We start from the raw sequence: 14898 nt of genomic DNA, 5'->3' as shown, positions 1-14898 counted from the left end.
CCCCCACATTTTCGAGGAGATTCATCATGGCGCTACCCACAGCAGTGCGATACGAGATGCCCACCGAGTTTCCGCAGAATCGGGTCGACTGGACTCTCGATCCTTCCCGAGCGGTGTTGCTTCTGCACGACATGCAGGAATATTTCGTGAACGCGTACGACCGAAGCGTCGACCCGCTCCAAACCGTGGTTCCGAACATCGACCGGCTTCGTTCGTCGGCGCGAGCTGCCGGAATCCCGATCGTCTACACCGCCCAACCCGGTGATCAGGATCCCGAGGAGCGTGCGTTGCTGTCGGATTTCTGGGGACCGGGTCTGAAGGCAGATCCCGCTCACACCGACGTGATCGCCGAGTTGGCTCCGCATTCGGACGACGTGATGCTCACAAAATGGCGCTACAGCGCCTTCATCAAGACGGATCTGCGTGAGCGGCTGCGCGAGAGTGGGCGTGACCAGCTGATCATCACCGGAATCTATGCCCACATCGGTTGCCTGACTACCGCTTTGGACGGGTTCATGCAAGACGTGCAGATCTTCTTCGTGGGCGACGCGGTAGCCGACTTCTCCCTGGACGAGCATGTCGGTGCGCTCGAGTACGCGGCCGGGCGCTGCGCCTCGGTCACCCGAACCGACGACCTGGTCAAGGCGATGAGCGCGGAAACCGTTTCGGCGTAGGCGTGAACGGCGACGGGTGCGCCACCCGTCGCCGTATTGTCAGATGTGTGAAGACTCTGTTGGTGGTTCACCACTCGCCCTCGCCGACAACCCACGAATTGTTGGATGCAGTCCTGGCCGGGGCTCGCGATCCCGAGATCGAGGGCGTCGAGGTGAAGGTGATGCCGGCGTTGGCGGCGACGGTGCCCGACGTCCTCGCTGCTGACGGCTATCTTTTCGGAACCACCGCCAATTTCGGTTACATGTCGGGCGCGCTGAAATACTTCTTCGACACCACGTACTACCAATGCCTCGGCGCGGTTTCGGATCGACCGTACGGCCTGTGGGTTCACGGCAACAACGACACTGCCGGTGCAGTGTCCTCGGTGCGCAAACTCGCCACCGGGCTCGGATTGGTCGCGGTGGCGGATCCGCTCGAAGTGACTGTGAGCGTGGACAAATCTGTCCGCGATGGTTGTTATGAACTGGGCGGAACCGTCGCGGCAACGCTGATGAACTAGCCTTCACTTTCTCGTTTCGATTCACGAAAGAGACTGTCCCGCAAGCGGTTGTAGAAGCGCGTGTCCTCTGATTAACGCGTCGGGAGCCGTCGGTTCTCGGGTCACCGGCGAGGCGGATTCCCCGATTCATCGACATTTAGTTTAGGCTACCCAAAACGACGTTAGGTCACCCTTGGGTGACGTGTGTCCACAGACGAGGGGATCAGTGTGAGCGTTCTTCCAGGTTCGAACTCCGGAGCGGCGAGCGAAGCTACGTTTGCTCTCACAGGAGCTCAACTCGGGATTTGGAACGCACAGAGGCTTGATCCCGAATCTCGGAGCTACCTCGTCGGCGAGGTGCTCGAAATCTCGGGTGACGAACCGATCGACACCGAACTGCTGACAGCCGCCATCACGGCGACGATCGGTGAAGCCGAAACCATGCGGCTGCGGATGATCGAGACGGCGGACGGCCCGCGTCAGTACATCTCCGACGAGCCGGTTGGCATCATCCCGATCACCGACGTCCGTGACGAGCGTGATCCCGTAGCCGTGGCGCACGCACTGGTCGACGCCGAGCGCAGCCGGGCGTCCGAGTACTGCCGCCTGATGGTGGAGCGTCCGCTGTACACCTACTCGCTGATCAGGCTCTCCGATCGCGAGATCTGGTGCATCCAGCTCTATCACCACCTGATCGTCGACGGATACAGCGCAGCAATGATTTCGCGCCGAGTCGCCGCGCACTACACGGCCGCGAAGAAGGGAACCGAGGTCGCGCCAACGCGATTCGGTTCTATGACAGATCTGGTCAGCGAGGACGAGGCGTACCGGGCTGGCGAGCAGTTCGCGGAAGATCGTGACTACTGGCGTGATGTCCTGACGCCGTTGCCCGCGTTGGACGGACGCGGCCAGCAGGTCACCGGTCCGGCGGAACGAACGATCCAGGTTCGCGAGATCATTACCGCCGACGCCCTCAACCGCCTCAAAGAGGTGGCAGACGCGACGGGAACAACGTGGGCCGAGGCACTGATCGCCTGCTACGGCGCGTTTCTCCACCGACTGCTCGGCGAGACGGATGTTGTCATCGCGATGCCACTCATGGCGCGCGTAGGCCGCACGGCACTCAAGACGCCGGCCATGGCAGTCAACGTTCTGCCTCTCCGGTTGACGATTCGCAGCCACGATCGACTCGGTGACCTGAGCAAGCAGGTGGCCGCCACGATGAAAAGCCTGCGCGCACACCAGCGCTACCGCGGTGAGAATCTTGCTCGGGACCTGGGCGTCGCCGGAACCGGCGCACTGCTTCACGGGATCGGAATCAATCTCAAGGCTTTCGACTTCGCCCTCGATTTCGCCGGCGCTGTGGGTGTACTGCGTAACGTCGCCGGGGGACCGCCGGAGGACCTGGGTTTGACGGTGACGCCCATTGCGGACGGCGAAGTTCTACTCGGATTCGAAGTGGACGCGCGTACCAATACTCGGGAATCGGTTCAGCGTCGCCTCGCCGGTTTCGTCAGCATCGTCAACGCGATGGTCGGGGAGGGAGATCCTGCCGTCGGTCAGGTGGAGATGATGCCTGCGGCCGAAGCCGCGCGGATTCTCGCCGGCCGCGAAACTGCACCGCTGCCCGGCTCGGTCGAACTCGTTCCCGACGTGTTCGACCGCATCGTCGTCGAGCACGCGGATGACACAGTCCTCGTATGCGGTGACGAACGTTTGACAGGCGCAGAACTCGGTGGCCGCGTCCACAAGCTCGCCCGGTTGCTTCGGGCCCGCGATGTCGGCCCGGACGACATTGTCGGACTTGCGCTTCCGCGTACTTCCGAGATGGTGGTGGCTCTGCTCGCGACATTGAACGCGGGCGCAGCGTACGTGGCCCTGGATCCGCAGCACCCGGCCGAGCGGTTGCGAGATCTGATCGACGACGCGCAGCCGAAGGTCGTGATCACCACTTCCACTCTGGCCGAGCAACTCGTCGGAGGTTCTCGGCCCGACCCCCTCGTCATCGATTCCGACGCAGTCCGCGAAGAACTCCGTGCTAATTCCGAGCTTCCACTCGAACTCGGTGAACTGGCGACAGCACGGCATGGTGATCACCTGGCGTATGTCATCTACACCTCGGGATCGACAGGCAAGCCCAAGGGTGTGCTGGTCAGAGGCGGTGGATTGGCGCACCTGCTTCACCACCATCGCGCCACCATCTACCGGGACACCGCCGAGCGCGTCGGGAACCGTCAACTGCACACCGCGCACACGGCGTCGTTCGCCTTCGATGCGTCTCTCGATCAACTGTTGTGGCTGCTGTGTGGTCATCGTGTGCACGTATACGACGAGGAACTGCAGAAGGACGCGGTTGCTCTGGTCGCGGCGTTCGAGCGAGATTGCGTCGACGTGGTCGACACGACGCCGTCGATGGCGGCAGCGATGGTGGACAACGGGTTGCTGCGTACGCAGCGGTTGCAGCTCCTCGTCGTGGGTGGCGAGGCGGCACCGCCCGCACTGTGGGACGCGATCATCGAATCCGGTGTTCCGGCTCGAAACCTGTACGGCCCCACCGAAACGACGGTCGACGCGATCGCGACCACGGTCGAAGGTGCCGGACCGCGTATCGGGTACCCCCTCGCGGGTACCCGTGCGTACCTGCTCGACAGCGCGCTCGAGCCGGTCGCCGACGGTGAACGAGGTGAGCTCTACCTGGCGGGACCGCAATTGGCCAGGGGCTACCTCGGCCGCGCCGGCGCGACCTCCGAGCGTTTTGTCGCAGATCCTTTCGGGGCTCCGGGAGATCTGATGTACCGCGCCGGGGACGTGGCGCGGTGGGTGCCGGGGCGGGGCTACGACTTCATCGGTCGCAGCGACAAGCAGGTGAAGATTCGCGGACATCGAGTCGAGTTGAGCGAGGTCGAGGCTGTTCTCGGATCGGTACCCGGAATCGGCGCCGCTGCCGCGCTGATCCGTACGGATGGGGGACGGCCCAGCCTCGTCGGCTACGTTGTAGCCGCCGCCGGCGCGACGCTTCCGCCGCAGGAAGAATTGCGCCGTGACCTCGCCGGTCGCGTACCGGATCATCTGGTTCCCGCCGCAATCGTCGTTCTGGACGAACTGCCCGTCACGGTGAACGGAAAGCTCGATCGTGCGGCACTACCTGCCCCGGCTGCCGAATCGGAAGGTCGCGCTGCATCCACACCACACGAGGAAATCCTCTGTGACGTGGTGGCCGAGGTGCTCGGCCGCGAACGCGTCGGCGTGGACGAGGATTTCTTCGGCCTCGGTGGTGACAGCATCACGGCAATCAGTGTCAGCAGTCGACTGCGGGTGCGTGGTCTGATCGTTGCTCCCAAAGAACTACTGGCACAGCGAGATCTGGGAACCATCGCCGCTGCGGCGCGTGAGATTGCCGATGACGCCGACGCCGTAGCCTCGGTTGCGGACGTGGCGACCGGCACCGTGATCGCCCCGCCGATCGTTCGAGCACTGATCGACAAGAATCCGACAGACGAGGCAATCGCGGGCTACGCGCAATGGACCGCAGTGCGCATCGACGACAGCCTTTCACTGGGTGACCTGCAGTCCGGCGTGCAGACGATCCTCGATCACCATGACGCTCTACGCCTGCTCCTGCGCCGTGACAACGACAGCGGCACTGCCGAATTGATCGTCCGGGACGCCGGTGCAGTGCGCAGCGAGGGACTCGTTCGCGAGGTGTCCGACACCTCCGAGCCGTCCCGGATCAGAGAGCTCGCGGAGGCGTCGGCGGCGAGTCTCGACCCACGCGCCGGTGAACTCCTGCGAGTCGTACTGGTCAATACCGAGGCCGGTCGACCCGACCAATTGATCGTCGTGGCTCACCATTTGATCGTCGACGGTGTGTCCTGGCGAATTCTGCTTCCAGACCTCCACGAAGCTACCGATGCAGCGCGCGAGCGTAGGTCGGCCCGGTTGGCTGCAGGCGGAAGTTCGTGGCGTCGATACGCAGGGTTGCTCGCGGAATTCGGGGCCTCTGGCAGCAGGGCGTCAGAGCTCGAGTACTGGAAGTCCGCGTCGGTACAGGCGGACGACGAGCCGATCGGCAGTCGTCGTCTCGACCCGAAGATCGACGTGACCGCAACCGCCTCTCGCACGACAACCATTGCGCCCCCGGCCGTCACCGACGCGCTGTTGACCACGCTTCCGGCGGCGTATCGAGCCAAGGCCGACGAAGTGCTTCTCTCGGGTTTGATGCTTGCCTTGCGCTCATGGCAGCACAGTCGCGGCCTGACTGGGCTGCCCGCGCAGACAGTTACCGTCGAAGGTCATGGCCGCGACGCGCTCACCAGCGACACCGACTTCGCCGGAACCATCGGGTGGTTCACCAGTGAGTTCCCCGTCCGGGTTCCCACCGATGCACTGCTCACCGCAGACGATCTTGCCGACGCACTGAGCGGCGGAGCAGCTGCGGGACATCTCCTTCGTGCGGTGAAGGAGGCAAAACGCGCCGTACCCGGAGGCGGAGTCGGCTATGGAGTTCTGCGGCATCTGGATCCCGACACCGCACCTGACCTTTCCGCGTGCGCTACACCCGAACTGCTGCTCAACTATCTGGGCCGCTTCCCGTCCCTACCCGGAACCGGATGGCGATTGCCGGAGCAGGATCCATTCGCGGTCATCGAGCCGGCGACGAAGATTATGTCGGAAGTGCTGGCGCTCAACGCATTTGTCCGAGAGGACGACTCGACGACGCTGGCGGTCGAATGGACTGCGGCGGGTTCAGTGCTCGACGGCGCGACGATCGTCGAGCTGCAAGAGCATTGGGAACGTGCGCTCGCTGCCCTGACCGCGCATGCCGCGCTCTTCGAGGGTGGTTTGACGCCTTCCGATTGCTCGGCGACGATCTTCGGCCAGGGCGCGGTGGTCGATCAGGCAGGGATCAACGAACTCGAAGCCGTCCACGGACCGCTTGCCGACGTCCTTCCGCTCTCGCCGCTACAAGAAGGTCTCCTGTTCCATGCGGTCCGTGACGGAGCCGCAGACGTCTACACGCTCACTGCACGCTTCGACCTCTCCGGGCCACTGGACGAGGCGAAGTTGGCCGACGCGTTCGAGACCGTGATCGACAGGCACCCGAACCTTCGCGCCGCGTTCCACTACGAGCAGTTCGCACGGCCCGTTCAGATCATTCCGCGCGGCGCAAAAGTCGAGTGGCGTTCGGTCGATCTGACCTCCGTTCCAGCTGACACTGCATTCCGCTCTGCAGATCAGCTCGAGGACGAGGCCGCCAAGCATGTCTTCGACGTCAGTACACCGCCTCTGCTGCGTGCACTACTGGTTCGGCTGCCCGGCGGGGTGCACCGTTTGGTCCTCAACGCGCACCACCTGCTCACCGACGGTTGGTCGACTCCGATCGTCCTGCGCGAGCTGATGAACGTCTACCACGACGGCGACAGCCGCCTCCCTGCGCCGACGCCGTATCGCGACTACTTGGCATGGATCGCCGGCCGTGATCAGGACTCTGCCCGCGCAGCGTGGAGCGAGCGTTTGCGTGGGCTCACCGCGCCGACTCTCGTTGCCGATGCCGGAGCGCCGCGAAGTGTGCCCGTCGCGCTCGAGGTTCCTCTCGCGACATCGGACGCCGAAGCGCTGATCGAACTCGGCCGTGCGCGAGCGCTGACGGTCAACACCCTGGTTCAGGGTGCGTGGGCAGCAGCGCTCGCCGAAGCGACAGGACAGTGGGACGTCGTGTTCGGGGCCACGGTGTCCGGCCGACCTGCCGAACTCTCGGGGGTGGAGGGAATGGTCGGGTTGTTCAGCAACACGATTCCGGCCCGCCTCGACATCGTCGCGCACCGGCCTTTGCTCGATCAGTTCGTCGGTCTGCAGAACGCCCAATTCGACATCGTGGACGTCGAACACACCAGTTTGGCCGAGATCGAACGCATCGCCGGAATCGGGCAACTGTTCGACACGCTCCTGGTGTTCGAGAACTTCCCGAACTCCGGTGCGGGACAGCCTGCATCGCACACACTGCGGGTCGAGGGATTCACCAACCGCGGAGTCACGCACTATCCGATGACGTTGATGGCGCCGCCGAGCACCGGTCTGGATCTGGTTCTGTACCACGATCCGGCAGTTGTCTCCGACGCCACGGCGCAGCGAATGGTCACACGGCTCGCGGAGATCCTGCGTGGGTTGCTGACCGAACCGACAGCTCCCGCATCCGCGGTGCTCACGGTAGTCCGACAGGCAGCGTCCGTTGCCGTTGCGGTGTCTGCCGCGAAAAATGTCGCTGTCACGAAAAAGGTGGCCGCGTCCGATCCTGCGATCGATGTCGATCCCGCGGTCGTGGATGCAGTGTGCGCCTGTGTCGCAACGGTGTTGGAGATTCCCGACGTCGATCCGGGCGACAATTTCTTCACTCTCGGCGGTCACTCGCTCACTGCGATGCGGTTGGTGGGAAGCCTGCGCAAGCTGGGAATTCGCGTCGTCGTCTCGGATGTCTTCGACACCCCGACCCCCCTCGGTCTTGCCGTGGCCGCACGCGTCGATCGGACGAAGTTCTCGCCGGATTCGGTCGTTGGCGTCGATCGACCCGTCGTGACCGTGGCGACGTTCCGCGCCCCGGCGGTGGCGGGAAATCCTGATCACGAGCGGTACTGGGTTCGCACGCTCGCGGACCTGCCCCTCGAAACGGACCTTCCGTATGACCGCCCGCGCGGCGAAGAGTACCGCCCGCACACCTACCTTCGTCAGCTACGCGATGCCCGGTTCGGTGACGAACCAGGATTCGACGCGGTGCTGTTGGCCGCCGTGGCGGCGACGCTGAACAGCTTCGGCGGTGGTCGGGACCTTGCGGTCGGACTGGTCTCGGAAGGGACTGACACCCTGATTCGGGTCGACCTGTCCGGTCGGCCGAGAATTGCCGATGTCGTTCGGCGAGTCGATAACGCTGTCTCCGAGGCACTTGCGCATTCCGATGTCAGCCTCGACCGAATCGCCGATCTACTCGGGCGTCCGACGAGCAGCCTGTTCGCTGCCCGTGTCGGTCACTCGCCCGGAAAGAGCGTCGACCTCGAATTCGTCCGAACCGCAACAGAACTTCGATTGACGGTTGATGCCGGGCTGTTCGACGCCGCGACTGCGGACGCATTGCTCGACGGTGTGATCGCGGTCCTCGGTCACGAAATCAGCACTGTCGTCGCGGATCTGCGACTGGCGGAAAACAAGCCGGATCGCGACCCGGGCCGACGCGCGACGTCGCCGTCGGGGATCTCGCAGTTGTTCGCTCGACACGTCAGCCGCCACCCCGACGACATCGCGGTGATCTCCGGCGAGGTCGGAATTACCTACGGGGAACTGTCGGCGCGCGTCGACGAGCTGGCCCGCGAACTTCTCGCGGTCGGCGCCGGACCCGAGAAGGTAGTCGCCGTCGCGCTGGATCGAAATGCGGATCTGGTGGCCGGACTGCTCGCGGTACTGCGCATCGGCGCTGCGTACCTGCCACTCGACGTCGATTACCCGACTGAGCGGCTCGAGTTCATGATCGAGGACGCGGCTCCGGTGTGTGTCCTGACCAGTATCGACAGCGCCGGGCAACTTCCGTTGACGGTCGCCACGAGTGTCTTCGTGGACGGTGAGTTCACCAACTCGGGTGTCGTGCTTCCTCCGCCGCCCGCGGCGGGTGATCACCTCGCCTACATGATCCACACCTCCGGTTCGACGGGTCGCCCCAAGGGCGTGATGGTCTCGACGGGCAACCTCGCAGCCTTCGCGGACACGGTACTCGAGGATTGCTGGATCAGGCCGGGCGATCGCATCGTCGCGGTGACAACGGTGTCGTTCGACATCGCGGCACTCGAGTTGCTGTGCCCGCTCGCGGCGGGCGCGACTGTCGTGATCGCAGACCGCAGGACGGTTCGCGACCCGGATGCGTTGTCGGCGTTGATCATCGCAAGCGATGCGACAGTGATGCAGGCAACGCCGGCGCTGTGGCGAGTGGTCACCGAACACGAGAACGCAGTCGGACTCGCCATGGTGCGAGCCCTGGTGGGAGGGGAAGCCCTCCCGCAGGATCTGGCCGACGATCTGGTGGCCAACGCTGCTTCGGTCCGGAATGTCTATGGACCCACCGAGGCCACGGTGTGGGCGACATCTTCGGTCATCACGACCGGCGACCGAGTCACGATCGGTCAGCCCTGGACTGATGTGCACGTGCGAATCCTCGACGACGACCTGCGTGAGGTTCCGGAAGGCGTTGCGGGCGAGCTGTATCTGGGCGGTGCGCAGGTGGTCCGCGGATACCTGAACCGCCCCGATCTGACCGTCGCTCGGTTCGTCGCCGATCCTTCTCTGCCGGGGGCACGCCTCTACCGCACCGGCGATCTGGTCCGACGCCGGCGCGGGGTTTTGCACTTCCTTCGTCGTGCTGACGATCAGGTGAAGGTTCGTGGTTTCCGCATCGAGCTCGGCGAGGTCGAAGGCGCGCTCGGATCGGTGGCAGGTGTGTTCCGCGCGGCAGCCACCGTTCGCGTCGATGCGGCGGGTACCGGAAGTCTGCACGGATATGTGGTTCCCGAAGGTGCAACCACGCTCGATTCGGTACTGGTGCGCAAGGAGATTGCGCGGCTCCTACCCGAACACATGGTGCCGCAGACCATCACGGTGCTCGAAGCACTACCACTCACCCTCAACGGCAAGGTGGACCGGAAGGCATTGCCCGACACCGCGCCGGATCGTGTGCCGAGCCCACTCGTAGCCGTCGATGCGGATCGTCGGGCACGGCTCGAGTCGCTGAGCCCGGGCTGGCAGGACGTGCTGCCACTTGGTCCCTTGCAGGAAGGCATGTACTTCCAGTCGGTTCTCGACGGCGCCGGCGGCACGGATGTCTATCACATGCAGCCGCGATTCGAGTTCTCCGCCGATGCCGCCGTCGACGTTCGCTCACTCCGAGCAGCGGGGGATGCGCTCTTGCGACGCTATCCGAACTTGCGGGCCGGTTTCACACACGCCGGGTTCGACGCTCCGGTGCAGTTCGTGCCCAGGGAAGCCGAAATGCCTTTCCGTGAGGTCGATCTGAGCGCAGTCGCACCCGAGGACTTGGATATCGAGGTCCGCGCCGTCGACGAGGCCGAATTCGGCAGGCTGTTCGACTTGAGTGCGCCGCCACTCATTCGAATGGTGTTGGTCTGGTTGCCAGGTGGGGGAGCGCACCTCGTCTTCACTCAGCACCACCTGCTGACCGACGGTTGGTCGCAGACCTTGATGTACGCGGAGTTGTTTGCGCTCTACGAGTTTGCTCGCACACACGGCACGGACCCGGTCGGACTCGACGGCGCGCTCGACAAGCCTGCGGACTTCCGTGATCACCTGCGATGGATCGCCGAAGCGGATCGCACGGACGCCATCTCGTCCTGGAAGGACTACCTCGCGGATCTCGAGCAACCCACACTCGTGGGTGGTACTGGATCAGGCGGGCGCGCTCCGTTGCCGGTGTTCACCCGGGTTCAGCTCGAACAGAGCATCACCGAGCACGTACGCGAGTTGGCCAGACGTAGCGGAGTGACGCTCTCCACCGTGGTTTCTGCGGCGTGGGGCCTGGCATTGCGCGCAGTGACTGGCCGTGACGACGTGGTCTTCGGATCGACGGTTTCGGGACGTTCACCCGAGGTCGAGGGCGCCGACCGCATGGTGGGCTTGGCGCTCAACACCATTCCGGTACGTGTCCGGGTCCGGCCCGGCGAGGAGATTTCGGCGTTGCTCGGACGCCTGTTCCGCGAACAAGGTTCGCTGCTGGGGCATCACCATCTCGGGCTCGGCGACGTGCAGCGAAGTGCAGGGTTCGCCACGCTCTTCGACACGCTCTACGTTTTCCGCAACACCCCTCGCGACGAACAGGCGCGGCGAGACACGTTCGGTCGCAGTGGAATCGTCGGGTTCGATGCGGTGGACGGCACGCACTATGCGCTCACGCTCGACGTGGATCCGGGTGTCGGGGATGCGCCGATGGCGCTCACACTCGAAAACCGTCCTGACCTGATTCCCCACGACGTGGCTCGGGACATCCTGTCCCGCACCATCACGATCCTCGAAGTGATGGCGAATTCCGATACCGCCACGGTGGCGGACACGGCGGTTCCGTTTTCGCGCACCCCCGCGGAATTCGCTTCGGAGCACGTCGTGATGCCACGGCCGGACCAGGCCGGCGGTAGCGTGGACGCACTACTGCGCGAAAGGGCAGCGGCAACTCCGGACGAGACGGCGCTGGTCTTCGGAGACGTCACACTGAGCGCAGCCGAGATGAACTCTCGGGTGGACAGACTGGCACGGATACTCGCGTCGGCGCTGGGGCAGTCGGTACCAGGCGGGGGACCGACCCGTGTTGTCGCGCTCGCGCTTCCGCGTACTGCCGATCACGTCGTCGCAATCTTCGCCGTCATGAGAACCGGAGCGGCCTACCTTCCCTTGGATCTGGCTCACCCGCCGGCACGCCTGCGCGAACTCATCCTCGACAGCGATGCGGCGCTGGTAGTCACCACGACTCAGACGTTTGACCTCGTTGTTCCCGATGGACAGGCATGTCTGGTCCTCGACGACCCGGACGTGGCCGGGGTACTCGACGGGCAGTCTTCGGCACCAGTTGTCGACGAGGCCGCGGTCTGCGGGCCGACCTCACCGGACCAGCCTGCCTACGTCATCTACACCTCGGGCAGTACCGGAAAACCCAAGGGCGTCGTGGTGGGTCACCGCGGGTTGACGACGATGTATCACAATCACAAGGCCGAGATATTCACTCCGACCGAAAACAGTGTGGGTGGCCGACGTCTGCGCATCGCGCATACAGTCTCGTTCTCGTTCGACATGTCGTGGGAGGAACTGTTCTGGTTGCTCGCGGGGCACGAAGTTCACGTGATCGACGAGCAGGCGCGACTGGACCCCGCGTCTCTGGTGAAGCATTACCGCGAAGTCGGTATCGACGTCGTGAATGTAACACCCTCGTATGCACGGGAACTGATGGCCGCCGGTCTCCTCGACGGTGAGCGGACGCCGGTGTTGGTGATGCTCGGCGGAGAAGCTGTACCTGCCGAGTTGTGGTCGCGATTGCGCGATCAGGACGGTGTCGACGGGTACGACCTTTACGGGCCGACGGAGTTCACGATCAACGCGATGGGATCCCCGGTTCAGGGGAGCGAGACACCCTGCTTGGGTCGTCCGATTCTGAACGCGTCTGCGCGGGTACTCGATTCGGGTCTGCGGGAGGTAGCGATCGGAGCGGCGGGCGAGCTGTACATGTCCGGAGACGGAACGGCGATGGGTTACCTTCACCGGACCGCGTTGACCTCCGCTGTGTTCGTTGCTGATCCCTACTCCGTCGGCAAGCGCATGTACCGCACGGGTGACGTTGTACTGCGTCGCCGCGACGGCGAACTCGAATATCTGGGTCGCGCAGACCATCAGGTCAAGATCCGAGGCATTCGGATCGAATTGGGTGAAGTCGAATCCGCGCTGGCGTCGTTGCCGGGAGTGTTGAGAGCGGCAGCGTCAGTCCGTAGCGAAGGCGGTGCGCTGCCGCGACTGGTCGGCTACGTCATCGAAGAACCCGGCGCTGATCCAGTCGATCTGCGAGCTGCGTTGCGGGAAAGCGTACCGGCACACCTGGTTCCGTCGGACATCGTCGTCGTGGATTCGATCCCGTTGACGCCCAACGGAAAACTGGACCGCGGTGCGTTGCCGGCACCCCCCGCCCGAGCAGCGGCCCGAGCACCGCGAACCGAGATGGAAAGGCAACTGTGCCAGGTCTTTGCGCGGGTACTCGGCGTCGAGGCAGTCGATCCCGAAGAGAGTTTCTTCGATCTCGGCGGCGACTCGCTTCGAGCCATGCGACTGGTGGGGGAGATGGAGCACGACCTGTCGGTGAGCGTCGGTGTGGGAACGCTGATGGCCCGTCCGACAGTTGCAGAACTTGCAGTACACCTTGACGAGTCGGCGTCCGAAATCGATCTGAGTCGTGATCGCCTCCTGACACTGCGAGCCGAAGGCAGCGGAGAACCACTGTTCTGCGTGCATCCGGCCGGTGGATTCGCTTGGCCCTTTGCGCCTTTGACCGGTGTTCTCGAGGCCGACCGTCCACTGTTCGGCCTGCAACTGCCCACAGTTGCCGGGGAGCCACTCGAACCGACGAACGTGGACCAACTGGCAGCGATGTACGTCGACACGATTCGCGGCGTGCAACCGAGCGGGCCGTACCACCTGCTCGGCTACTCGTTCGGTGGCAACGTCGTTGCCGCGATGGCGGCTCAGCTGGTCGATATCGGCGAGACAGTGGAGTTCGCTGGTCTGATCGATACTCATCCACTGGGAGATCGTGACGATCGCGGTCGCGACGATGCCGACGACCGAGATCTGGCCGCCGCCCTGCCACCCGAGATCCTCACTCAGGCACCGGGACTGGTCGACGCAGTTCGGGCGGGTTTTGATGCCACTCGTTTGCTCGTGGCCAGCTCGACCGACACAACCTACGACGGACCGGTTACTCTGATCACCGCCGACGCCGAGGCGTCCGGACAGCTGCTGGCTGATCGCTGGCGCGCAGTCCGCGGGGACCAGGACATGGCAGTACACCATCTGCCGTACGACCACGCCGGTTTGGTGACCCCAGCCGGGTGGGCGGCGATTGCCCCGCTGCTCGACAGCTATTTGTCGAAACGCACGGCCACATAGTTCGAAAACCACACAGTTGAAACACAATGGGAGCTCAATGATGAAGTCCACACCGCCCCTCGCGATACGGAGTTGGCGACGATTCGTCGCCATCGCAGGGTTGCTGATCGTCGCACTCGTGGCGATGATCGGTTGCAGTAGCGATTCGAACGACGAACCGACCAAGGCTGCAGAGCCCACGACCCGCGTGATCGAGACCGAGAAGGGCTCGGTCACCGTGCCCGCGTCGGCGGAGCGCATCGTGGTTCTGAGCGGCGGTCTCGCCGGATACCTGTACGCCCTGGACGCACCGGTGGTTGCCACCGATACCCGCGTCCTCGGTGTCACGAACCTCGACGGTGGATTCCCGCCGGCTTGGGCGGACGCCGCAAAGGCGCAGGGCACCAAGGAATTGCCGGCCGGCGAGCAGCTCAACATCGAAGCCGTCGCGGCGGCTGAGCCCGACCTGATCATCGGCGGTGGCCAGGGAATCACCTCGGTTCAGTCCGAGGAACTCTACGATCAGCTCACTGCTATCGCACCCACCGTCTTGGTCCCCAAGACGGTCGCCGCGTGGGACAAGCAGCTCGAAATCGTCGCCGACGCGGCGGGCCGTTCCGACCAGGTTCCGGCACTGATGAGCGCATACGAGGACAAGGTCAAAGAGGTCAAGGGCAAGATCAAGGTTCCCGAGGGCAACGTCGTCTACTTCCTCTCGGTCTCGAGCAACAAGCCGTACCTCGTTCCGCCGACGGCCGCGCTGCCCGCGATGCTCGCCGAGCTCGGTTTCAAGGCCGACGACGTCATGGCCAAGGCCGGCAACCCGCAGCTCTTCGGCTCGGGTGACTCGTTCGAGGTCAGCCCGGAACTGCTCTCGCAGGTCGCCGATGCTCCTGTCGCCTTTGTGATTCCGGTGTCCGGTCGCCCGATGGCCGAACTTGCCACCGATCCGCTTTACTCGCAGTTGCCGTCCTTCAAGGCAGGCACGACGTTCGAGCTCCCCGCCAGCAGCTACCGTCCTGACTACGACGGCGCAATGGCTACCCTCGACCTGATCGGCCAGACCTTCGCATGAC

Annotated in this window: 4 protein-coding genes; all 4 read left to right on the top strand. The window is 64.3% G+C overall.

Annotated features, from left to right (window positions below):
- Positions 1 to 26: 26 nt before the first annotated feature.
- A complete protein-coding gene (locus tag QM609_RS22765; protein ID WP_003942132.1) occupies positions 27 to 674 on the top strand; it encodes an isochorismatase family protein in 648 nt (215 codons plus the stop codon).
- Positions 675 to 721: 47 nt separating this feature from the next.
- Positions 722 to 1174 carry a flavodoxin family protein gene (locus tag QM609_RS22760; RefSeq protein ID WP_050655774.1) on the top strand — a complete coding sequence of 151 codons (453 nt, stop codon included), beginning with the start codon at positions 722 to 724 and terminating at the stop codon, positions 1172 to 1174.
- 183 nt (positions 1175 to 1357) lie between these two features.
- Positions 1358 to 13843 (top strand): non-ribosomal peptide synthetase, encoded by a 12486-nt coding sequence (locus tag QM609_RS22755; protein ID WP_076948464.1) that lies wholly within the window; start codon positions 1358 to 1360, stop codon positions 13841 to 13843.
- Between the two features lie 40 nt (positions 13844 to 13883).
- The gene (locus QM609_RS22750; protein ID WP_003942170.1) at positions 13884 to 14897 is read left to right on the top strand and encodes a Fe2+-enterobactin ABC transporter substrate-binding protein; all 1014 of its coding nucleotides are present in this window, start codon (positions 13884 to 13886) and stop codon (positions 14895 to 14897) included.
- The last annotated feature ends 1 nt before the right edge of the window (position 14898 follow it).

This window comes from Rhodococcus sp. IEGM 1302, from assembly GCF_030056935.1.
In the GTDB taxonomy this organism is placed as follows: domain Bacteria; phylum Actinomycetota; class Actinomycetes; order Mycobacteriales; family Mycobacteriaceae; genus Rhodococcus_F; species Rhodococcus_F qingshengii.
Note: the sequence above shows the minus strand (reverse complement) of the source record. Positions and strands in the feature narration are given on the sequence as shown.

What these genes read in the sequence shown, in the direction of transcription:
- QM609_RS22765 (WP_003942132.1), top strand. Translation starts at nt 27, where the DNA reads ATGGCGCTACCCACAGCAGTGCGATACGAGATGCCCACCGAGTTTCCG.
- QM609_RS22750 (WP_003942170.1), top strand. Translation starts at nt 13,884, where the DNA reads ATGAAGTCCACACCGCCCCTCGCGATACGGAGTTGGCGACGATTCGTC.